This is a genomic window from Mycobacterium sp. GA-1285, from assembly GCF_001499905.1.
Classification (GTDB): domain Bacteria; phylum Actinomycetota; class Actinomycetes; order Mycobacteriales; family Mycobacteriaceae; genus Mycobacterium.
Window position 1 is genome coordinate 276,483 of the sequence record NZ_LQIS01000001.1, and the last position, 21,391, is coordinate 297,873.

Sequence of the window (21,391 nt, forward strand, 5' to 3'; positions counted from 1 at the left end):
CTCCGGTTTCGGCGCTCGTTGTCGAAGGGTAGAGCCGTCGGGTAGAGACGATGCACGCGACCGGCGGGGTGAAGGCATGTGAAACGACTCGTAGCGTGGCTCGCCGTCGTCGCGACCGTGCTGGCCGGGTGCTCCACCGGACAACGCGTGGATCTCGGGGGGTCGTCGAACAACCTGGTCGCCGCGATCGCCGGCGAACCCGACCAGTTGGACCCACACAAGACCAGCGCGTACTTCTCGTTCGAGGTGCTCGAGAACGTCTTCGACACGCTCGTCGAACCGGACGCCGACCTTCAGATGCGGCCCGCCCTCGCCGAGTCGTGGGAGGTCAGCCCCGATCAGTTGTCGTGGACGTTCCATCTGCGGCCGGGCGTGACGTTTCACGACGGCAGCCCGTTCACCGCCGAGGACGTCGTGTTCTCTTATCGGCGCATCATCGACGAGCGGTTGGCCAACGTCGACAAGTTCAGCGCCGTCGTCGACGTCCGGGCCGTCGACCCTTTGACCGTGGTGATCCGGGTCGAACATCCGACGCCGAACCTGTTGACCAACATCGGCGGGTTCAAGGGCATGGCGATCGTGCAGCGCCGCAACGTCGAGACCGGTCAGATCGCCACTCACCCGGTGGGGACCGGGCCGTTCGCGTTCCAGTCTCACAAGAGCGGGGACTCGATCACCCTGACGGGGAATCCGGCGTATTGGGGACCCGCTCCGAAGGTGGCCGGCGTGACGTTCCGCTTCATCTCCGAACCGTCGACGGCGCTGTCGGCACTGCAGGCCGGTGAGATCGACTGGACCGACGCCGTTCCGACGCAGCGGGTGGCGCAGCTTCGCGATGACGACTCGCTGCATCTCGAGGTGACCCCCAGCAACGATTACTGGTATCTCGCGCTCAACGAGGCGCACAAACCGTGGGACGACATGCGGGCACGCCGGGCCGTCGCCTACGGCATCGACCGAAACGCCATTGTGCAGGCCACCAGCTACGGCACCGCGGCCGCCAACCAGCTCGCCATCCCCAAAGGCAATCCGTGGTACGCCGCCTACGACCGCTACCGATACGACACGGACACTGCCGAACGGCTTCTCGACGAGGCGGGGGTCGGCGATGTCGATCTCGACATGCTGGTCACCAGCGAGTATCCCGAAACCGTGACGGCGGCGCAGGTGATCGCGGATAACCTTGCGCCGCTTGGCATCACGGTCAACATCCGCACCGTCGACTTCGCCACCTGGCTGGACGAGCAGAACTCGGGCAACTTCGACATGCTGATGATGGGCTGGCTCGGCAACATCGACCCCGACGACTTCTACTACGCCCAGCACCATACGAACGGAACGAGCAACGCCCAGAAGTACTCCAATCCCGAGGTCGACCGCCTGATCGACGCGGGGCGCGTCGAGACCGATCGGCAGGCACGCTTCGAGCTCTATCGCCGGGCCGCGACAATCATCGCCGACGAGGTCAGCTACCTCTACCTGTACAACCCCTCGGTGATCCAGGCCTGGGGGACCAACCTGTCCGGGTACGAGGCCCGCCGCGACGGGGCCGTGCGATTCCGCGCAGCGAGCCTGACCGGGAGCCAAACACCGTGACCGGCTTGCTCACTCACCCGATCACGCGGTTCCTGGCGCGCCGGTTGGCGTATTCGGCGGTGGTGTTGCTCGGCGTGCTGATCGCGAGTTTCGCGCTGGTGCATCTGGTGCCCGGCGATCCGGTGCGGATCGCGCTGGGAACGCGCTACACACCGCAGGCCTACGAGGCGTTGCGGTCGGCGAGCGGCCTGGACAAGCCGATCGTCGGGCAATTCCTGTCCTATCTCGGCAACGCGCTGACCGGCGATCTGGGGGTCAGTTTCCGCAACGGCGATCCGGTGACGGTGATCCTGCTCGAAAGACTGCCTGCCACAGTGTCGTTGGCGGCGGTCGGGATCGGCATCGCGCTGCTGATCGCCATCCCGGCCGGAATCTGGTCGGCGCTGCACGAGGGCCGGATCGGCGACGCGCTCGTGCGGGTGGGCAGCCAGTTCGGGGTGTCGATCCCCGACTTCTGGATGGGCATCCTGCTCATCGCGTTGTTCGCCTCGACGCTGCACTGGCTGCCGACCTCGGGCTACCGGCCGCTGTTCGACGACCCGGCCGGATGGTTGCGTCATCTGATCCTGCCCGCGCTGACCGTCGGACTGGTGGCCGGCGCGATCATGACGCGTTACGTCCGCTCGGCGGTGCTGGAGGTCGCCGCGATGGGCTATGTGCGTACCGCGCGTTCGAAAGGGCTTGCGCCGCGGGTGGTCACACTGCGCCACACCGTGCGTAACGCGTTGATTCCGATCCTGACCATCACCGGAATCCAACTGGCCACGATCCTGTCCGGGGTCATCGTCGTCGAGGTGGTGTTCGCCTGGCCCGGGCTGGGCCGGCTCGTCTACAACGCGGTGGCCGGGCGCGACTACCCGATCATCCAGGGGGCGGTGCTGCTGATCGCCGCGCTGTTCCTGTTGATCAACCTGGTCGTGGACGTGCTCTACGCCGTCGTCGACCCGAGGATCCGGTTGTCATGACCGGTGCCGCCGAGTCGAGCAGCAGGGTGTCGTCGCTGCGGCTGCTGATCGCCAACCCGGTCACGGCGGTCAGCGCGGCCCTGCTCGCGCTGATCGCATCCGTCGCGGTCACCGCCGATTGGATTGCGCCGCACGGCATCAACGACGTCGACGTCCCGAATGCGCTGCGCCCGCCCAGTGGGACGCACTGGTTCGGCACCGACGAGCTGGGCCGCGATGTGTTGTCGCGGGTGCTGGTGGCGACGCAGGCGTCGATGCGCGTGGCGGTGGTCAGCGTGGCGTTCGCCGTCGTCGTCGGTGTGACGGTCGGCGTGGTGTCGGGTTATCGCGGTGGTTGGCTCGACACCGTTTTCATGCGCGTGGTCGACGTGATGTTCGCGTTCCCGGTGCTGCTGCTCGCCCTCGCCGTGGTGGCGATCCTCGGACCCGGTGTGACGACGACGATCCTGGCGATCGGCATCGTGTACACGCCGATCTTCGCGAGGGTGGCGCGCGCCAGCACCATGAGCGTGCGCGTCGAACCGTTCGTGTCGGTGTCGCGCAGCATGGGCACCGGGCACCTCTACATCCTGAGCCGCCACATCCTGCCCAACATCGCCGGACCGTTGGTCGTGCAGACGTCGCTGTCGCTGGCCTTCGCCATCCTCTCCGAGGCGGCATTGTCGTTCTTGGGGTTGGGGATTCAACCGCCGCAGCCGTCGCTGGGGCGGATGATCTTCGATTCGCAGGGCTTCGTGACGATGGCCTGGTGGATGGCGGTGTTCCCCGGGGCCGCCATCTTCGTCACGGTGCTGGCGTTCAATCTGCTCGGCGACGGTCTGCGCGACGTCCTCGATCCCCGGCAGCGCACGCTGGTCGAAGCCCGCCGGAAAGGGATGCCCCAGTGAGCGATCCGGTGTTGAGCGTGCGCGACGTGCGTGTGAGCATCGGCACGCGGGAGATCGTGCACGGCATCTCGTTCGACGTGTACCGAGGGCAGACCCTGGGGATCGTGGGTGAATCCGGTTCGGGCAAGTCGATGACCGTCCTCGCCGCGACGGGCCTGCTCGATGCGCCCGGTGCGCGGGTCACCGGAACCAGCACGCTGACAACCGAATCCGGCGTTACCCAGCTGGTCGGCGCCCCGAACCGAGTCCTGCGCCGCGTGCACGGCGGCCAGATCGGGTTCGTGTTCCAGGACCCGGGTACGTCGCTGAATCCGCTGCTGACGCTGGAGCGTCAAATCACCGAATCACTCGAGGCGCACCGGCGGATGACCCGACAGCAGGCGCGCGGCCGGGCGCTCGAACTGCTCGAGGCGGTCGGGTTGCCGGACCCAGAATCGCGGTTGGGCGCCTATCCGCATCAGCTGTCCGGCGGGCAGAAGCAAAGGGTGATGATCGCGATAGCGATGGCGTGTGACCCGGCGCTGCTGATCGCCGACGAACCCACGACCGCCCTCGACGTGACCACTCAGGCTCAGATCGTCGAGCTGGTCGCCGACCTGCAGCGCGACTTCGGCACCGCGGTGGTGTGGATCAGCCACGACCTCGGCGTGATCGGGCAGGTCGCCGAGGACGTGGCGGTGCTGCGTGGCGGCGAAGCGGTCGAACAAGCCTCGGTCACCGACGTTTTCGACAAACCTCGCCACGAGTACACCCAAGAGCTGCTCGCCGCGCGGCCGCTCGTCGGGCGTCCGGGTCCGCCCCCGGCGCCCGATGCGCCGGTGCTGTTGGACGTCGACGGTCTCGATGTTCGGTTCGAGGTGAGCACGCCGGTCGGGAAGTCGGGCGTGCACGCCGTCAAGGACTTGTCGTTTCGGATTCGCCGGGGCACCACCTTGGGTCTCGTCGGAGAGTCGGGTTCTGGCAAGTCGACCGTGGCGTCGGCGCTCACCGGCCTGCTGCGGCCCGATGCCGGCACCGCGACACTCGGTGACGCCGACGTGTTCGGCGTGCGCGGGTCGGCGGAGAAGGCGATGCGCAGGCGAATCGGCCTGGTGTTCCAGGACCCGTTCTCGTCGCTGAACCCGCGCGCCCGCGTCGCCGCGGCGATCGCCGAACCGCTGATCGTGCACCGGCTCGCGAAGGGTCGGCACGCCCGCGCGGCCAGGGTGTGCGAACTGATCGACCTTGTCGGTCTGCCGACGTCGTTCGCGTCGCGCTACCCGCACGAGCTGTCGGGCGGTGAACGCCAACGGGTGAGCATCGCCCGCGCACTGGCCGGTGAACCCGAGTTGCTGATCCTCGATGAAGCGACTGCGGCGCTGGATGTTTCGGTACAGGCCAAGGTGCTCGACCTGCTGGCCCGGCTGCAACACGACCTGGGGGTGACCTACCTGTTCATCGCCCACGACCTCGCGATCGTCCAGCGGGTCAGCCATGACGTGCTGGTGATGCGCGACGGTGCGGCGGTCGAGTACCGGCCCGCCGCCGAGCTGTTCGCATCACCGCGCGACGACTACACCCGCGCGCTGTTGGCCGCCGTTCCTCCGGAACGACCCCGCGCTGCTGCGCCGAAATAGCGTTCCCGGTCGCTATTCGGGTGATCGAACAGCCCTCACTTCTCGCTCGCCGACGCCATGAGAAGGTCTAGAACCATGACGCAACTCAGGGGCAAGGTCGCACTGGTGACGGGCGCTTCAGCGGGATTGGGCGCCGCGGTCGCGCAACTGTTCGCCGAACGGGGTGCCACGGTCTTCGGAATCGCGCGCGACGCCGAGCGGATGGCGTCGGTGTTCGAGGCCGTGCCCGGCGGCCGCTTCGCGTCGGTGGATGTGACGTCGTCGGCGGCGTGCGGTGAAGCCGTCGCCCGGTGCGTCGAGGAGTTCGGACGACTCGACGTCCTGGTGAACGTGGCGGGCTTCCACCAGATGCGGCACACCACCTCGGTGACCGACGAGGAGTGGGAACGCGACCTCGCCGTGAACCTGCACGGGCCGTTCTACCTGTGTCGTGCCGCGCTGCCGCATCTTCGCCAGAGCGCGGGCAACATCGTCAACGTCTCGTCGATCGCCGGCGTGGAGGGCGAGGTGTACTCGGCGGGTTACTGCGCGGCCAAGCACGGTCTCGTCGGGCTGACCCGGGCGCTGGCCGTCGAGTACACCAAAGAGAAGGTGCGGGTGAACGCGGTCTGTCCGGGCGGCATGCCGACCGCCCAGACCACCGAGTTCTCCGCGCCCGAAAACGCCGACTGGGACCTCATCATGCGCATCGCGTCGCCGCGCGGCTTCATGGACACCGTCGACGTCGCCAAGACCATCGCGTTCCTCGCCAGCGACGACGCCGCCGCGATCCACGGTGCGGTGTACCGCGTCGACAACGGCAAGGGCGCCGGCTAGAGCAACTTGTGCTCGACGACGGTGGTCAGGTGCGGCTTGCGCCAGCTGCCGGTGACCTTCTCGATCCGTACGCCCATCTCGCCGCGCGCGATTTCCAGCGTCCCCACCTGATTGCGGAAATGAGGCTCGGTGACGGAACGCCATCGGAGCCGCGGCTTGGGCACTTTCGCGGTTTTCGCCAGCGCGTTGCCGACGCTCTCGACGAAGCCGGTGTGGCCCAACCGCAAGATGACCCGTTCGACCGCGGATGTCTCTTTGCGCAGTCCCGAACAGACCACCTGCCAGACTTTGGTGCCCAGCCTGGCCGGCTCGTCGGGCACAGCGTCATCTAGCGAGACCTCCGAAACCCAGCAGTGGTGGACATCGCCACCGAACAGCACGACCGAATCGGGTGCCCGACCGCGCCTTCCGCTCGCCACGTCGATGACCAGATCCTCGAAGCGCCGGAAACTCTCTTGGAAACAGGCCCAGTGGTCGAGGTTGGCGGTAATGCGTACCTTCTCCCCCAACCCGGTGAGCCGTCGTCCCCAGGCGCCGTCGCCCACGGCTTCCGACCACGCTTCGATGTGATGCATTCCGTAGGGCAGCAGGATCGGCAGCGAGCTGGCGAACAGCAGGTGCTCGTAGTTCCCGTCGGCGTTGGCGGTGATCCAGTCCCATTCCTCGTCGGTGGTGATCTGGCGCCGTCCGGGCTTGAGTTGGCGGCCGGTGCGAGCGTCGACGACAATCAGCCGTGCCGTGCCGAGATCGCGACACATGCTGAAATGTGAAACCCCGTCGTCTTTTTCGGCCATCTGCGCTAGTTCGCGAACCGCTTCGGACCCCTGCCTGGTCTCGATGACGCGCTGGAACGTCTGGTCCTTGGCCAGTTCGTCGGGCGACATGTTGCCGAGGTGTTGGTAGATCCAGTAGGCCATCAGCCCGCCGATGATCCGCGTCTGATACCAGTCGGTCTCACGCTTCTCATCGAGCCAAGCCTGCGAGGTGTTCCACTTGTCGTTGATCTCGTGGTCGTCGAACATCATCGACGTCGGAATGGTCGAGAGCATCCACCGCACGACCGGATCGCCCCAGGCGTCCCAGTAGCCGATGCAGTACTCCTCGAAGTCCTCGAGCACCTCGACCGGGCCGTTGGCGTGTACTTCGCGGTCGGCGACCAGATCCTTGATGGTGTCGTTCACCTGATCGGCGTAGAGCTGGTCACCCATCATCAGCAGGGCGTCGGGCCACAGCGCCGACGGCTGGCGCAGCATTCGCATCCCGTATGTGCGCAGCACATCGATGCCCTTCCCCTTGGGGTGCCACCAGTGCTGGTAGGTGTAGGGCGGGTGATGCGGGGCCGAGGCGCGGCAGGACCCGAACAGCAGCCGCAGCGAGCCGTCGCGCGGCATCAACCGGATCCGCGGTTGCGGATAGTCATATCCCCGTGGCGGCCATGCCTTTTCCCCGTCGAGATACACCTCATAGGGGTGCTCGCTGTCGGGGTCGAGGTCGGTCACGCAGACAATCGCGAAGTGGTGACCCTCGACCTCGAAGGTGTCCGCGCGGTTGCCGAGAATCTCGACCGTGCACGGTTCGTCCGTCTCGACCCAGATGGTCGCGTCGGCCTTGCCGACATGGCGGAGCAGGGGACCCACGCGAACCTCGGGCATCGCCCCATCATGCACCCTTATCGACGGCGATGTCGCGGCGGTGACGACTTTCCCGGTGCGCCGACCGCCCCTCAGTGTTCGGGGCGTCGACGTCCGAGGAAGAACGCCAGGCCGATGGCGCCGAAGCCGAGCGTGCCGATCACACCCGCCGAGACCATCAGGAAGATGTCCCTGCCGGTGAGACCGCCGGTCGACGACTCGTCTGACGCCAGCCGCAGCCGGTAGTCACCGGGCAGCGGCGCCTCGGCCGGTTCACTCAAGCCGGGGAACTGCTGGGTCTTACGGACCTCGAATTGACGCTCCCCGCTTGCGGTTTGGGTCCATTCACCCCAGACCGGGGTCGCGCCGTCGAGCAGCACCTTGCGACCGCCGTAGACCCGGTCCTCGCCGACGTCGACGATCTGCCGCACGCGGAACGGCTGGTAACGGGCGTTGGAGTAGTTGACCAACACCGGCACGTTGTCGTAGCGCAGGACGGGCGGCGGAGGCGGCGGCAACGGCAGGCCGACGCCCGGGAAGTAGCCGCCGCCGAAGAAGCTGCCGACGGCGATGTTGGTGGCCGCTTGCACGATGTTGGCCGCGACGGCCACCGGGGTCAGCACGGCCGCGGTGAAGCTGTAGGCCGCGAACCGCGCCGCCTCGAGCACGAGCCGACTCAGCGGCTGGATGTACACGATGCGCGGCCGCATGTCGTAGACGTAGACGATGCGCACCGGCGCCCGGAACGGGTTCATCAGCACCGGGCGGAAGTACTCGTCGTACTCGATCCACTCCGGTCGCCACTGACGCACATTGCTGACCAACTCGAAGTCGCGGTCACGCTTGGCCTCGAATTCGACCTTCGCGCTTGCGCTGGCTTCGGCGCCGTTCAAGCCGAGCGTCATGTCGACCGACTGCTTGAACGCGGCCACGTCCTGCTCGGGGGCGGGCGCAGGCTCCGGTTCGAAAGCCGGCTTCGCGTTGCGTGCCAGTGCGACATCTTCGGCCGGTGCTTCGAGCGTCTCGGGCGCCAGCGTCTCGATCTCCTTGGCGGCATTCTCGATCGACACGGACGGGGTGTCGGATTCCGAACCGCTCTCCTCGCCGGCCGTCGTCTCTGCCACCGTCTTGTCACTCGATGGCGGTGTCGCGGAGTCGGAAGCGGGTGCGACCGCCGCGGACGACGCGGTGGACTTGCCCGGTTCGGCCGGTTCGCGGGTCTCGGGCTTGGTCGCCGGAGCGGCGCCGCTGGTGCTCGGCGCCGCGGATGTCGCGGGCGCCCGCTCGGTTGGCGTCGACCGCTCGACAGTCGGCGTCGACGGCTCTGCCGGCTGGACCGCGGTGCTGGTCTTCGGCTCAGGCGCAACGGGCTCCGGCTCGACGACAGGCTCCTGGGTCCGGGGTTCCTGAGTCTGAGGCGACTGTGGTGCCTGAGTCTGTGGCGCCTGGGTCTGCGGTGCCTGCGTCTGCGGTGCCTGTGTCTGCGGCGCGACCTGGCTGGCCGGCACTTGCGGCTCCGGCACCGACGTCTCCTGCTCCACAGCCACGTCCGGCTCAGGAGCGCTGACTCTGGGTTCCGGGGCGACCGTCGTCACGACGTCGTCGGAATCCGGCTGCGCGACGGCCGGTGCGAGCCCAGCCGTCAGCGCGGTCAGGGAGATCACGGCTCCCGACGCCAGGACGGCGATACCTCGTTTCCGGACATCCCTGCGGAACTCATCCAGCGGAGCACCCATCGTGCCTCCACTCCCTTCTCTGCCTGGTTGGCGCTTGGACGCCGTGCGACACGGTTCGTCGCTGAGACGGAAGCGAGCACCCCGAGGCGCTCCCCCGACGCTGCCGGCCTCACAGAATTCATCGCGCGGACCACCCCGGTGTTACATGCAGTCAGTCCCGCCCGCGATTGCGGGGGACAATCTCCGCTCGGCCGACGAAGTGACGCGACGCGGTTTTCACGCAGTGGGCGCGACCGGAGGGCTTATCTGCCCGGATTCACTGATCCGCCGGGGCACGAGATCCTCCAGGACTGCTGCAACTTCGGCAAAGCCCGGAGAGGCGGCCATTTCAGCCGCGATGCGCCTGCTGGTGTGTCGGTATCGCGGCTCGTCGAGCACGCGCAGGATTTCGCGACGCAGCGCGCGCGGGCTCGGCCGGTCGCTTCTGATCCGTCGACCGACGCCGGCCCACTGAACACGTGCGCCGACCTCCGGCTTGTCTTCCTTGCCGCCTGTGGCGACGATCGGCACGCCGTACCGCAGGGCGTACTGGACGCCACCGTAACCGCCGTTGGTGACGAAAACCGCGGTGCGCGGAAACAGCTCGTCGTACGGCAGATACTCCGCCGCACGCGCGTTCGCGGGCAGTGGCGGCAGAGTGTCCACTGGACGACCGCCCGTCGCCACCACGACAAGGACGTCCTCATCCGCGAGCGCGCGCATCGTCGGACCTATCGCCTGGTCGTAATCGGTGTTGGCCACCGTGCCCTGCGTGACGTGTACGACGCGCCGGGCCTCGCCGAGGTCGGACCACCAAGGCGGCAGCGGCGCCTGTGAACCCGTCGCCGAGAGCGGCCCCGCGAACCGGAGGGTGGGAGGCGCATCGGTCATCGGATATTCGAATGACGGCACCGTGAAGTGAATCAGCGCGTCCGCCCGCCGACCCCAGTTCGGATACCTTCCCGGCATATCCGTTCCGTGCACTTCGCGATGGAGGTCATTGATGATTCCGTTGGCGCCCTTGAGAATCCGATGGTGCACGCCCGCCAGCACGGTGTTGCGGGCCCGGTTCAGGTAACGCGCAGGCGGCAGCCCCAAACCGAACGGCGCGATGTCGCGGCTCTCGATGCAGAGCGGGATCACACAGCACATCACCACCGCGGGGCGCGCGGGACGTGGGAGCCCGAGCAGAAGGGCGGCGCCGACGAAAGCGGGATCGGCGAACACGATGTCGGCGGGTTGGTCGGCGAGCGTAGCGGTCAGCGACTCGTATTCCGTTTTGGCCGGCCGGGCGAAGACGTGCTCGACATCGAAGGCCACCGCGCGAACGCCCTTCAGCCGCGCACGCTCCGGGAACCGTTCCGAAAGAGGCTGCTCGCCGAAGTCCGCCTCGGCGGGCAGTGCGATGAATCGAGCCCCGGTGGCGCGCACCTTCTCGGCGAATCCCGAGCCGGTGATGAAGCGAACGTCATCACCGCGTTCCACGAAGTTCCTGGCAAGCGTCAGAAGCGGTGCGACGTGACCCTGCGCCGGAAACCCAGCGATGATGATCGATGCCATTGCGGGCCCCCGCCCATCCGAAGAATTCGATCTGGTGAGCTAGTATTCATTACTGTGACACCCAAGTCAATGTCTCGGCCCCGCTCCTATCAATCCGAACTGCGCAGGCAGCAGGCGCAGGCAACCAGAGATCGAATCGTCTCGACCGCCGCGACGCTGTTCGCCGCGGACGGCTATGCGCGCACCACGCTCGCCAAGATCGCCGCCGGGGCCGGAGTCTCCGCTGAAACCGTCCAGTCTCAAGGACCCAAGGCGGCGCTGCTGATCGCCGCCATCGAGTACACCGCACTTGGCGCCGTCGGCGAGGATGACATCTTCAATCTCGACATCGGCCGCAGGATTCTTGCCACAGACGACTTCGACGAGGCGGTCGACCTGGTCATAGCCGCGCAGATCGATGTGCATCAACGATCGGCGGACCTCGCGTCCGCACTCATCGGAGGCGCGAACGCCGATCCCGAGTTGGACCGGTACCTCGGTGACCTGATCGCCAGTATCAACAGACAGTTCTCTCGGGTCCTGGAGCACTTCGCGCGTCGCGGTTGGCTGCGCACCGATGTTCCATTCGACGAACTCGTCGAGACAGCAGCAGTGCTCGGCAGCATCGAGTCGTTTCTGCGGATGACCCAGCGGGACGGCTGGAGTGTGGACGCGTACCGGTCCTGGTGCCGGCGAATGCTCCTCGAGACGGTGTTCCGGGCGCCTGTCGAGAACTAAGGCTTACGGCGGCGGAAACCGCCCACCGCCAGCGCGATACCGATCAGCGCGATGATCGGGCCCAGGATCGACCAGGTGGTGGTGTTGCTCATCGGGCTGCCGCCGACCACACCGAAACCCTGGAGGGTGAAAAGCAGACCGAACAGCGCGACGATCACTCCGAGCAGGGCAATGGCGAACCGCATGCCTTCACCTTAGGTGAGCGCACCCGTCGCGAAGCCGTCAGCGGCGCCCTGACAGATACTTCTGATACGCCTCGGCGGCAGCCGCAAGTTCGGGGCGGGCATCGAGCACGGGCTGCATCTTCTGTCGTGCCTGCTCCCGCTTGTAGGGCAGGAACTCCGTCGGGAAATCGCCCTCGTGCGGCTGATAGTCGCGCAGCACGCGGCGCGCGACGGTGGCCTTGTGCACCTCGTCGACGCCGTCGGCGATGCCCATCGTCGGGGCGGCGGCATACATCGCCTGGATCGGGGTGAGGTCGGTGGTGCCCAGCGACCCGAGGATGTGCAGTGCGTTGAACGACACCTCGCGTAAGACCTTCGCCATCGTGAACTTCACCGCGGCGATCTCGGTGCGGGCCTCCTGCGTCGAGGTGTTGTCGATCTTCCACGCGGTCTCGAGGACGAACAGGCGCAGCATCTTGATCATCGCGTAGGACTCGGCGATCTTCTCCTGCACCATCTGGTGTTCGGCGATGATCTTGCCGTGCGACTCGCGGCTGAGCGCCCGCTCGCACATCATGTCGAACGCCAGCTTGCACTGCGCGATTGTGCGCATGGCGTGGTGGATTCGTCCGCCGCCGAGTCGACGCTGCGCCAAGACCTTCGCGCCGTTCTCCGGCCCGAGCAGATGGTCGAGCGGCACGCGCACGTCGCGGTAGACGATGTGGTTGTGGTTGCGCGGCTCGGGCATGATCTCCACGCCGGGCGTCTTGCGCGGGACGACGAACATCCCGTTGGTGCACATCACGAACAGAATGTCGGCAACACGGCCGGCCGAGGTGAACCACTTCTCGCCGTTGATCACCCACTCGCCGCCGTCACGCACGGCGTGGGTCTTGAACAGGTTGGGGTCGCTGCCGCCCTGCGGTTCGGTCATCGAGTAGGCCGAGAACATGTCCTGGTTGAGCAGGGGTTCGAGCCAGCGTCGCTTCTGCTCCTCGGTGCCGTAGGCGGCGAGCATCTCCATGTTGCCGGTGTCGGGTGCTGAGGCGCCGAACATGTGAGGGGCGCCGGCGTAGCGGCCGATGACCTCGTTGAGCAGGCCGAGCTTGAGCTGCCCGTAGCCGGGCCCACCGAGCTCCTTGTCGAGGAAGATCGCCCACAGGCCCTGGTCCTTGACCTCCTGCTGAAGTTCGCGCACGTAGGCCTTGACCGCCGGATCGGGTGAGCGCACCGCGTGCGGGAACACGTGGTCGAGAGGTTCGACCTTCTCTTCGCAGAACTGCTTGACCCAGTCCAGCTTCTGTTGAAACTCCGGTTCGGTGCTGAAATCCCACGCCATGTTCGCAGTCTGTCACCACGCCCGTGACGAGACCCAGCACTCACGCCTCGATAACGCCGCAATCTCGATCTCCAGCCGATCCTGCGTGCCGCATGCCAAAGCGGGTAGACGAACGCTAGGAAGGACGTGACATGACTACGCGTGCGCTCACAGCGCTTCTGGCGGCGGCGGCCGGCCTGCTGATGGCCGCACCACACGCTGCCGCATCGCCCGAGGACGACCTGTGCCGCAGTATGGCGTCGGTGGGATTCACGGGTGACTGCGCGACCCTGACCACCCTCGCCCGGGACGCATGCGCGCAGTTCGCCCGCGGTGCGGATTCAACCGCCGTGGCCGAGAAGTTGGACATCGCGACCAAGGACGAGACGCTGTCGAACTTCATCGTGGCCGGTGCTCGGCTCTACCTTTGTCCGGAGCCCAAGCTAGCGTGACCCGCCGGCGCCGTCGGCGGCGCTAGACTCCGACGGCAATGAATGCCCGTCTCGCCGCCGCCAGGATCGTTGCCGCTGCGGGCGTCGGCATGATCTTGTTCGCCCTGGTCGGGTGCTCGGATTCCGACAAGCCGCAGACACCGCCCGCGTCGTCCGCCGCGCCGGCCCCCGCGGTCCCACCACCGGCAACCGAGGCACCTCGTCGAGAGCTGGCCTCCGATCCGGTGCGCATCGCCGACGATCTCGTCGTCGACGAACGCGCGCTGCGGGACCCGTCGTCGACCGAGGCGGTGAAGAACGCGGCCGCCCAGAGGCAGCAGGCGGCGTACCGGGCGATAGCGCGACATCCCGAGTGGGATCCGACGGTGCGCCCACGCATTGCGCCGGAGTTCTTGAAGATCTACGACCACAACGTGCACGCGCGGCGTGAACTCGGTGTGATGAGCCGGCCGCATGACACGCTGCCCGCGTGGCGGATCGTTCCGCCCACGCCTGTGGACGAGCTCATGACCTATTACCGCCAGGCGGAATCCGAGTTCGGCGTGCCTTGGCACTATCTGGCGGCGATCAATCTCGTCGAGACCGCGTTCGGACGCGTCGCCGGGGTGAGCACGGCGGGTGCGCAGGGGCCGATGCAGTTCATGCCGTCGACTTTCGCCGCCTACGGTGCGGGCGGGGACATTCACTCGCCTCGTGACAGCATCATGGCTGCCGGACGCTACCTGTCCGCCAACGGGTTTGCGCGAGACCGCGACTACGCGCTGTACCGGTACAACAACTCGAACAACTACGTGCGGGCCATCCACGACTACGCCGCCGTCATGGCCGCCGATCCCGCCGGCTTCGACACCTATCACCGGTGGGAGGTCTACTACCTGACAACGGCCGGTGACGTGCTCCTACCGGTCGGGTACGCCGAGACCACTCCCATCCCGGCCGTGAATTACCTCGCCTCAACGCGGGAATCCGCGCCCGACGTCCTGATCTCCGAGCAGAGCTCGCAGATACTCGAGCGCATGCTGGCCGCCAGGAACGGCGCAGGAGCGCCGGAGCGGGCCGAAGCCATCTCACGCGAGTTCCTCGGAACTCCCTACGGCGCAGACACACTCGTCGGTTCGGCGACCGACCCGGAGAATCTGGTGGTCGAATTGTCGCGGGTCGACTGCTTCACATACGCGGATTACGTCGAAGCGCTGAAACGGGCGGGCAACCGCGACGAGTTCATCGCTGCGCTGACCGAGGTTCGCTACAAAGACGGTGTCGTCGGCTTTACCAACCGGAAGCACTTCTTCACCGACTGGGCCGCCGGGTCATCCGCCGTCGCGAACGACATCACCGCGACCCTGAGCCCCAATGCCGTTCAGGTGCACAAGAACCTGAACCAGAAGGACTCCGGTGATGTATACCTGCCCGGCTTGCCGGTCGTTCCCCGGACGGTGACCTACATCCCGAGTGTGCAGTTCGACAACGGCGTGGTGAGCGGACTCCGAACCGGCGATTACATCGGGGCGTATGCCGACGACGGGGGGCTGGACGTCACGCACGTCGGGATCTTCGTCGACACACCGAACGGACCGATGCTGCGGAACGCCTCGTCGCTGCCTTCCGATCAGAGGGTGGTGGACACCCCGCTGTTCGACTACCTCCGAACCGTCCCGGGGGCGGTCGTGCTGCGCCCGGTTCAATAGGTTCGACGCTGGCCTGATCTCTGAATCCGCAGCGGACAATTGCCGCGTCGCACCCATCAGGATGCTCGACTTCGGTCACAATGGAAGCGTCAACGTCTCCACAAGGGGATGAGATCGTGTGGTCGTGGAACAACGTCGTTAGCAGGGCGAAACTCCGTCGATGGGCGGAGCGGGGGGTCGCGATCCGGGCGCGGGTCGTGGATTTCGCCGAGCGGTATCCGTGGGCTGTCGGCGTGTTCGCGGTGCCGTTGACAATCATCGGCTTGGCCGGGGTGGCGCTGTACCCATATTTTTTCGTGCCGCTACTCTTGCTCGGCACCGCGGCTCTCATCCTCGTCGAGGTGTGGGCGGGGCGGCAGGAAGAGGCCGAACACCAGGCCCAGGTGGCCGCGGAACGACGCGCACACCACGATCCGAGTTCGCCGGGGTGGCGGTCCGACGAGCGAGTGCGTGCAGAGGCTGCGGAAGCACGAGCTCGCGCCGCACAGTTGTGGGCGCAAGCAGAAGCCGCCGAAGCGCGAGCGCAGGCGGCCGAGGCGCGGGCCCAGGCGGTCGAGGCGCGGGCTCAGGCGACTCGCCGACAACACGGCGAAGCCGATACCGAAGAGTTCCCGCGCCCGAACTACCCGTAGCCGCTAGGACGTCGCCGCTTCACCAGACGATCTACGCTGGGAGGACGGGGCTCGAACCGCGACCAACGGATCATCGAACCATGGTCACGGTCGGTTGCGGTTAGCGCGTCGTCAAGCCGGACGATTCACGTCGATCCGGGTCAATCGAGTCCAAAGGGACCGGCTCTCACACGAATCATCTCCATTTCGCTTCGGGCCGTAGGTTGCTGGGCTATCAATGTTCCTGCACACCCCGGATGTGTAGTAGGGGGACGTCATGAAGCCATTTGCCATCATCGTCGGGATCGGTCTAGCCGTGTTCGGTCTGTTCTTCGGTACCTCGGAGATCCAAGCGAGTGACGGCGGCGACAGCGCGAAATGCGGTAGCGCCTTCTCACCCGACTTCAGTTACTCCGCTCAAAAAGATCAACTGAACGCACTGGTTCGTGGCGTTCTCGGAAGAACCGACATCGAGGGCGAATGCCGCGACAAGATCGAAAGCAGGAAAATCATCGCTCAGGTGCTAATCGGCGTCGGCGTAGTGGTAGCCATAGGTGGCATCTTCATCCGCACGCGTCAGCAAGAATAACGATTTGTGGCGTTGTGCCGGGAGTCCGGGCAAACTGCCTCGTGGGGACACCCCCAGTATCTCGCGGCGTACGATTAGCGTCATGAGGGCGCTCGTTACAGCACTGGTCGCAGCGGCTGTCGCAGTGGTGCCAATGCAGGTAGCAAACGCAGACCCCGGCGAGGATGCTGCTGCTGCGAACGCAGTGTTCATCTCGCTGCTGACCGAGCGAGGGATGTATAGCCCTGCTCAGGAGAGCGGCCCATACACTGCGCAATACCTCATCAAGACTGGCAGATACGTCTGCCAATACGTGGACCAAGGAATGCCGCTTGAACAGATCCAGGGGGGAATTGTTCGATCGGGAACCGGCTGGGAACCGGACGACCTTCGGAACACTATCTTCGCGGCGCTCTCGATTCGCACGTTCTGCCCCCCGACTCCTTCAGACCGGTCCTACTGACGTTCTCGGCTCCTCGTGCCGCTGCCGCTGCAATGTTGCACCCAGGCTCAACTGGGCACCACGATGCCGTGGTCGTATGCGTAAACGATTGCGGCAGAACGGTCCCGCAGGTCGAGCTTGGTGAAGATGTGGCTGAGGTGGCTCTTTACGGTCACCGTCGAGATGAACAGCTCTTTCGCGATCTCGGCGTTGCTCATACCTTTTCCGATCAGTGTGAGCACGTCGCGTTCGCGCGCCGTCAGCTCGGAGGCGGCGTCATGGGTGCGCGGCGGGTGTACGGCGTTGCGGTATGTGCTGAGCACGCGACCGGTCACCGCCGGATCGAGGAAGCTGTCACCCCTGGCGACCGCGCGCACTGCGCGTATCAGTTCTTCGGCTGAGGAATCCTTGAGGACGAATCCCGCCGCTCCAGCGCGCAGCACCCGCGCCAGAAGTTCGTCATCATTGAACGTGGTCAGCGCCAGCACCGGCGGACCGTTGCGATCGGTGAGCCTTCGAGTGGCCTCGATACCGTCGACTCGTTTCATTCGCAGGTCCATGACGACGACGTCGGGCCGGTGCTCGGCCGCGGCGTCGAGAACTTCGTCACCGTCGGAACATTCGGCGACGATGATGAAGCCGTCTTTGCGGCGCAGGATCCGGCGTAGCCCCGAGCGCACAAGGTCCTGGTCGTCGACAAGGAGGACGGTGATTTCCACGACGTCCATGTCAGGATCCACACCTCTGTCGCCGCTCACGGCCGTTGAGTGGGATTTCGGCCCGCACGCGCCAGAAACCGTTCTGGGGGCCGAGATCAATTGTCCCACCCAAGGTTTCGACGCGCTGGCGCATTCCTCGTAAGCCTCTGCCTTCAGACGTGACAGTGGAGAGAGGGACGTCTGCCATGTCGTTGACGACCTCGAGACTCGCCGTCGACGGTGTGATCGATAACGACACCGATGATCGTGACTCGGGGGCATGCTTGGCGATGTTCGCCAGCGATTCCTGAGTGATCCGGTACAGGGCCAGGCCCGTGGCGGCCGACACCCGGCCGGTCGGTCCGCCGACGTTGGAGGTGACCTTCAGGCCGGCCTTGACGAATCCGTCGACCAGAGGCGCTATGTCGTCGATGCCGGGCTCCGGAGCAATTGTCATCGGTGCGGTGTCGAGGAGTCCCACCGTTCTGCGGATGTCGGTCATGGCATGGCGCCCGAGATTCTCGGCGTGCTCGAGCGCCTCCACCGCGTCGTCGACGTCGCGGTCCTGCTGCAGCGCTCGACGAGCGCCGGTCACGTGCAGCAGCGTCACCGACAGCGAATGTGCGATGACATCGTGCACCTCGCGGGCGATCCGCCGACGTTCATCTGCCACGGCGTGCGCCGCGAGCGCCGCGTGCGCCTCCCGTTGCTCGAGCAGGAGCCGCTGCTGAGCCCGCATCAAGTACCCGACCAGCCAGCCCATGGCGACGAAACTCAGATAAAGCGCAGCCGCGTCGAGCCGATGCGTCGCTGACGCCACCAGAAGCAAGCCGGCCGCCGACGCGGTCGCCAACAGCCCGACGGGAACACCGGCAACGGAGACGACATCGCCGACCATCAGCACCAGCAGGACAGGAGCGAAGTCGGCGTCGATGGGAGTGGCCGTGACGAACAACAGGAGCGCCGCCGCCGTCGACCAACACACCCACACCAGCCATGCGCTGTACTTGACGCCGAACACGAAGAACCGCGTCGCCGGGATGAGTGCGAGAGCCAACGCGACGAGCGCCGTGGGCAGGTCAGAGCGCGGACGCTGCAGCGCTGAAACGATTACGATCAACAGCACGCTGATGTTGGTCAACACGATGAACGACCACGTGAAGCCCAGCGGGATCAACTCGCGGCGTCTGTTGAGCCCGTCCCGCACGTTCCGCGTCACCGCCGGGAGCATCGCATCATTCTAAGAGTGCTCGCAGCAAGCCACCTCCGTCTGGCGAAGGAACCATGCTCCACCTTCGGTAGGAGAAGGAAACCGGCCTTCGGCACGACGCGATGGACAGCGCCGCCTTCATAACGTCGAGTCATGACATGGTCACTGCTACATGAACGTATGGCCTTCATGGCCGATCTCATCGACTGCGCCGCGACAGATTGCGAGGCGGCGCTCTGCTTGGACGACAAGGCGGACGACGTACGCCGGCTGTTCGGCACTGAGGAAGGGTTGCTGTTGTCGTTGCGGCAACGGTGGATCACAATGCTCGCCGCCAAACTCGACCAGGCCGAGTACGACAACGTGCCCGCCGAGCAGGTCCGCGCCGAACTGGCCGCCGCTCACCCTGGCTTGTTTGGGCTGCTCGAGGCCGGGGCCCGCCGGTCAGTGCGGATGCGATCGCTCGCTTCCGGCGATCAGCGCATCCTCGATCTCTACGCGGGCCCGCTCACCGCGCAGAGAACCATCGCGTGACACGTAGCCTCGTCGAAGCGGCAACCCATGCAACGTTGGGCCGATCTGGTTACGCGCCGAGCCCGATGGCTCGTGGTGTGGTTCGCATGTGCAACCGCGGCGCTCGGCGTCTACGGAGCCGAGGTTTACGACCACCTCAGCGCCGGGGGCTTCGACAACCCGGGCAGTGAATCCGCAAGAGCCGCAACGGTTGAGCGGGAAGTCTTCGGCAGTCGCTCTGCGGATGTGTCAGCTCTGTACTCGAGCGCCACGGCGCCGGCCACCTCCCCAGTGGTCGAATCTGAGGTGCGCCGGATAGTCCAGCAGCTCGACCGTGACGCGGTCACCTCGGTGCTCACCTACTACGACACGGGGGACCTACGGCTGCTCAGCCAAAACGGTCAGATCACGCAGGTGATCGTCTCGTTGGCCGGCGACAGCCAAGACGCGAAGATGGCGAACTATGAGCGGATCGAGGGTCAACTTCGCTCCCCTCAGCTCGACACGCAGCTCACCGGCATCTGGCCGGTCTATGCCGATGCACAGGAACGAAGCGACACCGACGCCAAGCGGGCCGAGGTGTACTCCCTGCCCATCGTCATTGCCCTGTGCCTGTTGATCTTCGGCAGCGTGATCGCCGCCTTGATGCCCGCCTTGATCGGCGTGGTCGCGATCGTCGGGGCAACAGCCAGCGTGCGGCTGCTCACCGAGTTCACCGAGGTATCGATCTTCAGCGTCAACATCATCACTCTGCTGGGCTTGGGTCTGGCCGTCGACTATGCGCTGTTCATGGTCGGCCGTTTCCGTGAAGAACTCGCCGCCGCCCACGGCGACGACTGCGATGCGGTCCCCGCGGCGATTCACCGAACGTTGGCGACGGCCGGACGCACCGTCATGTTCTCCGGACTCACCGTCGCGGCCGCACTGTCGTCACTGCTTTTCTTTCCGCAGGTTTACCTGCGATCCATGGCATATGGCGGCATCGCCGCGGTACTCGTCGCAATGATCGCCGCGCTCTCGATCCTGCCCGCCGTGTTGACGCTCCTCGGACGCAGGATCGATGCCGGTCGCGTCTTTCGTCGGCGACCGGTTGAGCAAGGACGTGCCTGGTGGGCGACGTGGGCCCGCGCCGTCATGCGTCGACCAATGGTCACGGTGCTCGTGGTTCTCGTCGTGCTGGGAACTCTTGGTTGGCCGTTCCTGTCGTCGAGTTGGGGCGGTATCGACTACCGCGTCCTGCCGTCCGATGCACCCGCTCACCGCGCGGCCGACACCCTTATCAGTCAGTTTGGTGGAGACGAAACCTCCGCGGCCACCGTGGTGCTCCAGCGCGCCGGCGAACCTGAAGCGGCAGCGGTCGTCAACGACCTGGCTGAGGTGCCCGACGTTGTCGAGGTGCGGCCGGTAGCCGAGGACGGCGATCACCGGCTCCTCCAAGTGCACTGGAACGGCAACAGTCAAAGCGAGGCGTCCCGCGCGGTCATCGACCAGCTACGCGCGATCGATCCTCCCGGCGATGCCACCGCATTGGTGGGCGGCACGACCGCCGAAACCGTCGATCTGCTCGACTCCTTGCGCCGAACTCTTCCGTGGATGGCGGTGTTCGCCTCGCTGGTGATGCTCGGCCTGTTGTTCATGGCGTTTGGCTCAGTTGTGTTGCCGGTCAAGGCGATTCTGATGAACGCTGCGTCGCTGACTGCCTCGTTCGGTGTGGTGACGTGGATCTTCGCCGACGGCCACCTGGAAGGGCTGTTGCGCTTCGAGTCGCAGGGCTTCCTCGATGCCACCCAGCCGGTGGTGATGCTCGCCGTACTGTTCGGGCTGTCGATGGACTACGAAGTGTTCCTCCTGTCGCGGATCCACGAACAGTGGCGGCTGACGGGCGACAACACGCACTCGGTCGCCGCGGGTGTTCAGCTCACCGGACGGATCATCACCAACGCTGCCCTACTGCTGGCCGTGGTGATCGGCGCCTTCGCGATGTCCGGATTGGTGTTCATGAAGCTCATCGGCGTGGGCATGATGGTGGCGCTGTTGATCGACGCCACCGTGGTACGGGCGGTGCTGGTGCCCGCCACAATGGCACTGCTGGGCAGATGGAATTGGTGGGCTCCCCCACCGCTGGCCCGGTTCTGGGAACGCTACCGGCGGAGGCCGGAAGGGGGTTTTTATGCACCACAGGAAGCGGACCAGCCGGCGTCGACTTCGTCCACTCGCTGAGCTT

At 66.0% G+C, this 21,391-nt stretch carries 20 protein-coding genes and 1 pseudogene; 14 read left to right on the forward strand and 7 right to left on the reverse strand.

The genetic code is table 11. The features are described from left to right. Positions 1 to 78 precede the first annotated feature (78 nt). The 5 genes from AU193_RS01320 to AU193_RS01340 all read left to right on the forward strand — a co-directional run bounded on the left by AU193_RS01320 (position 79) and on the right by AU193_RS01340 (position 5,880). Complete coding sequence (locus AU193_RS01320; protein ID WP_064420520.1) at positions 79 to 1,596, forward strand: ABC transporter substrate-binding protein; 1,518 nt, start codon at positions 79 to 81, stop codon at positions 1,594 to 1,596. Then, positions 1,593 to 2,561, forward strand: coding sequence for an ABC transporter permease (locus tag AU193_RS01325; protein WP_064420521.1), 969 nt, complete (start codon positions 1,593 to 1,595; stop codon positions 2,559 to 2,561). Before AU193_RS01320 ends, AU193_RS01325 begins: the two co-directional genes overlap by 4 nt. Then, on the forward strand, positions 2,558 to 3,448 hold the full coding sequence (locus AU193_RS01330; protein WP_064420522.1) for an ABC transporter permease: 891 nt from the start codon (positions 2,558 to 2,560) through the stop codon (positions 3,446 to 3,448). The genes AU193_RS01325 and AU193_RS01330 overlap by 4 nt, the downstream gene beginning before the upstream one ends. Continuing rightward, positions 3,445 to 5,064, forward strand: coding sequence for an ABC transporter ATP-binding protein (locus tag AU193_RS01335; protein ID WP_064420523.1), 1,620 nt, complete (start codon positions 3,445 to 3,447; stop codon positions 5,062 to 5,064). Before AU193_RS01330 ends, AU193_RS01335 begins: the two co-directional genes overlap by 4 nt. Positions 5,065 to 5,139: 75 nt before the next feature. Then, a complete protein-coding gene (locus AU193_RS01340) occupies positions 5,140 to 5,880 on the forward strand; it encodes an SDR family NAD(P)-dependent oxidoreductase (protein ID WP_064420524.1) in 741 nt (246 codons plus the stop codon). Here AU193_RS01340 and AU193_RS01345 read toward each other — a convergent pair. The 3 genes from AU193_RS01345 to AU193_RS01355 form a co-directional block, all read right to left on the reverse strand. Then, positions 5,877 to 7,532 (reverse strand): alkaline phosphatase D family protein, encoded by a 1,656-nt coding sequence (locus AU193_RS01345; protein ID WP_064420525.1) that lies wholly within the window; start codon positions 7,530 to 7,532, stop codon positions 5,877 to 5,879. The genes AU193_RS01340 and AU193_RS01345 overlap by 4 nt on opposite strands. A 71-nt stretch (positions 7,533 to 7,603) precedes the next feature. Then, the gene (locus AU193_RS01350) at positions 7,604 to 9,247 is read right to left on the reverse strand and encodes a hypothetical protein (protein ID WP_064420526.1); all 1,644 of its coding nucleotides are present in this window, start codon (positions 9,245 to 9,247) and stop codon (positions 7,604 to 7,606) included. Positions 9,248 to 9,463: 216 nt separating this feature from the next. After that, positions 9,464 to 10,786 (reverse strand): glycosyltransferase, encoded by a 1,323-nt coding sequence (locus AU193_RS01355; protein ID WP_064420527.1) that lies wholly within the window; start codon positions 10,784 to 10,786, stop codon positions 9,464 to 9,466. A 54-nt stretch (positions 10,787 to 10,840) separates the two neighbouring features. Here AU193_RS01355 and AU193_RS01360 point away from each other — a divergent pair, with 54 nt between their 5' ends. Beyond that, entirely contained in the window at positions 10,841 to 11,503 is a 663-nt protein-coding gene (locus AU193_RS01360; protein WP_064420528.1) for a TetR/AcrR family transcriptional regulator, read from the forward strand. Here the strand turns inward: AU193_RS01360 and AU193_RS01365 are convergent. Both AU193_RS01365 and AU193_RS01370 read right to left on the reverse strand, forming a co-directional pair. Beyond that, a complete protein-coding gene (locus tag AU193_RS01365) occupies positions 11,500 to 11,688 on the reverse strand; it encodes a hypothetical protein (protein ID WP_064420529.1) in 189 nt (62 codons plus the stop codon). The two genes, AU193_RS01360 and AU193_RS01365, sit on opposite strands and share 4 nt — an antisense overlap. Positions 11,689 to 11,725: 37 nt before the next feature. Further along, positions 11,726 to 13,006, reverse strand: coding sequence for an acyl-CoA dehydrogenase family protein (locus AU193_RS01370; RefSeq protein WP_064420530.1), 1,281 nt, complete (start codon positions 13,004 to 13,006; stop codon positions 11,726 to 11,728). Between the two features lie 131 nt (positions 13,007 to 13,137). Between AU193_RS01370 and AU193_RS01375 the strand changes: the two genes are divergently transcribed. From AU193_RS01375 to AU193_RS23775, 6 genes and pseudogenes are all read left to right on the forward strand, one after another. Further along, complete coding sequence (locus AU193_RS01375) at positions 13,138 to 13,437, forward strand: DUF732 domain-containing protein (RefSeq protein WP_064420531.1); 300 nt, start codon at positions 13,138 to 13,140, stop codon at positions 13,435 to 13,437. 38 nt (positions 13,438 to 13,475) lie between these two features. Beyond that, positions 13,476 to 14,393: pseudogene (locus tag AU193_RS23765) on the forward strand (lytic murein transglycosylase); the annotation flags it as partial. Then, the gene (locus tag AU193_RS23770; protein WP_371259121.1) at positions 14,367 to 15,125 is read left to right on the forward strand and encodes a DUF1460 domain-containing protein; all 759 of its coding nucleotides are present in this window, start codon (positions 14,367 to 14,369) and stop codon (positions 15,123 to 15,125) included. The pseudogene AU193_RS23765 and the gene AU193_RS23770, both read left to right, overlap by 27 nt. A gap of 197 nt (positions 15,126 to 15,322) precedes the next feature. Continuing rightward, a complete protein-coding gene (locus AU193_RS23410; protein WP_064420533.1) occupies positions 15,323 to 15,757 on the forward strand; it encodes a hypothetical protein in 435 nt (144 codons plus the stop codon). 256 nt (positions 15,758 to 16,013) lie between these two features. Beyond that, positions 16,014 to 16,325, forward strand: a complete 312-nt coding sequence (locus tag AU193_RS01390) for a hypothetical protein (protein WP_064420534.1) — start codon at positions 16,014 to 16,016, stop codon at positions 16,323 to 16,325. A 133-nt stretch (positions 16,326 to 16,458) separates the two neighbouring features. Then, entirely contained in the window at positions 16,459 to 16,767 is a 309-nt protein-coding gene (locus tag AU193_RS23775; protein WP_371259122.1) for a DUF732 domain-containing protein, read from the forward strand. 47 nt (positions 16,768 to 16,814) lie between these two features. Here AU193_RS23775 and AU193_RS01400 read toward each other — a convergent pair whose 3' ends face one another. Further along, the gene (locus AU193_RS01400; RefSeq protein ID WP_064420536.1) at positions 16,815 to 17,474 is read right to left on the reverse strand and encodes a response regulator transcription factor; all 660 of its coding nucleotides are present in this window, start codon (positions 17,472 to 17,474) and stop codon (positions 16,815 to 16,817) included. A 1-nt stretch (position 17,475) separates the two neighbouring features. Beyond that, positions 17,476 to 18,675, reverse strand: coding sequence for a sensor histidine kinase (locus AU193_RS01405; protein WP_064420537.1), 1,200 nt, complete (start codon positions 18,673 to 18,675; stop codon positions 17,476 to 17,478). A gap of 132 nt (positions 18,676 to 18,807) precedes the next feature. On the opposite strand from AU193_RS01405, the gene AU193_RS01410 reads away from it, so the two are divergent. Together AU193_RS01410 and AU193_RS01415 are read left to right on the forward strand one after the other, a co-directional pair. Beyond that, a complete protein-coding gene (locus tag AU193_RS01410) occupies positions 18,808 to 19,188 on the forward strand; it encodes a hypothetical protein (RefSeq protein WP_064420538.1) in 381 nt (126 codons plus the stop codon). Between the two features lie 27 nt (positions 19,189 to 19,215). Continuing rightward, positions 19,216 to 21,387, forward strand: a complete 2,172-nt coding sequence (locus AU193_RS01415) for an MMPL family transporter (RefSeq protein WP_064420539.1) — start codon at positions 19,216 to 19,218, stop codon at positions 21,385 to 21,387. Positions 21,388 to 21,391: the final 4 nt, after the last annotated feature.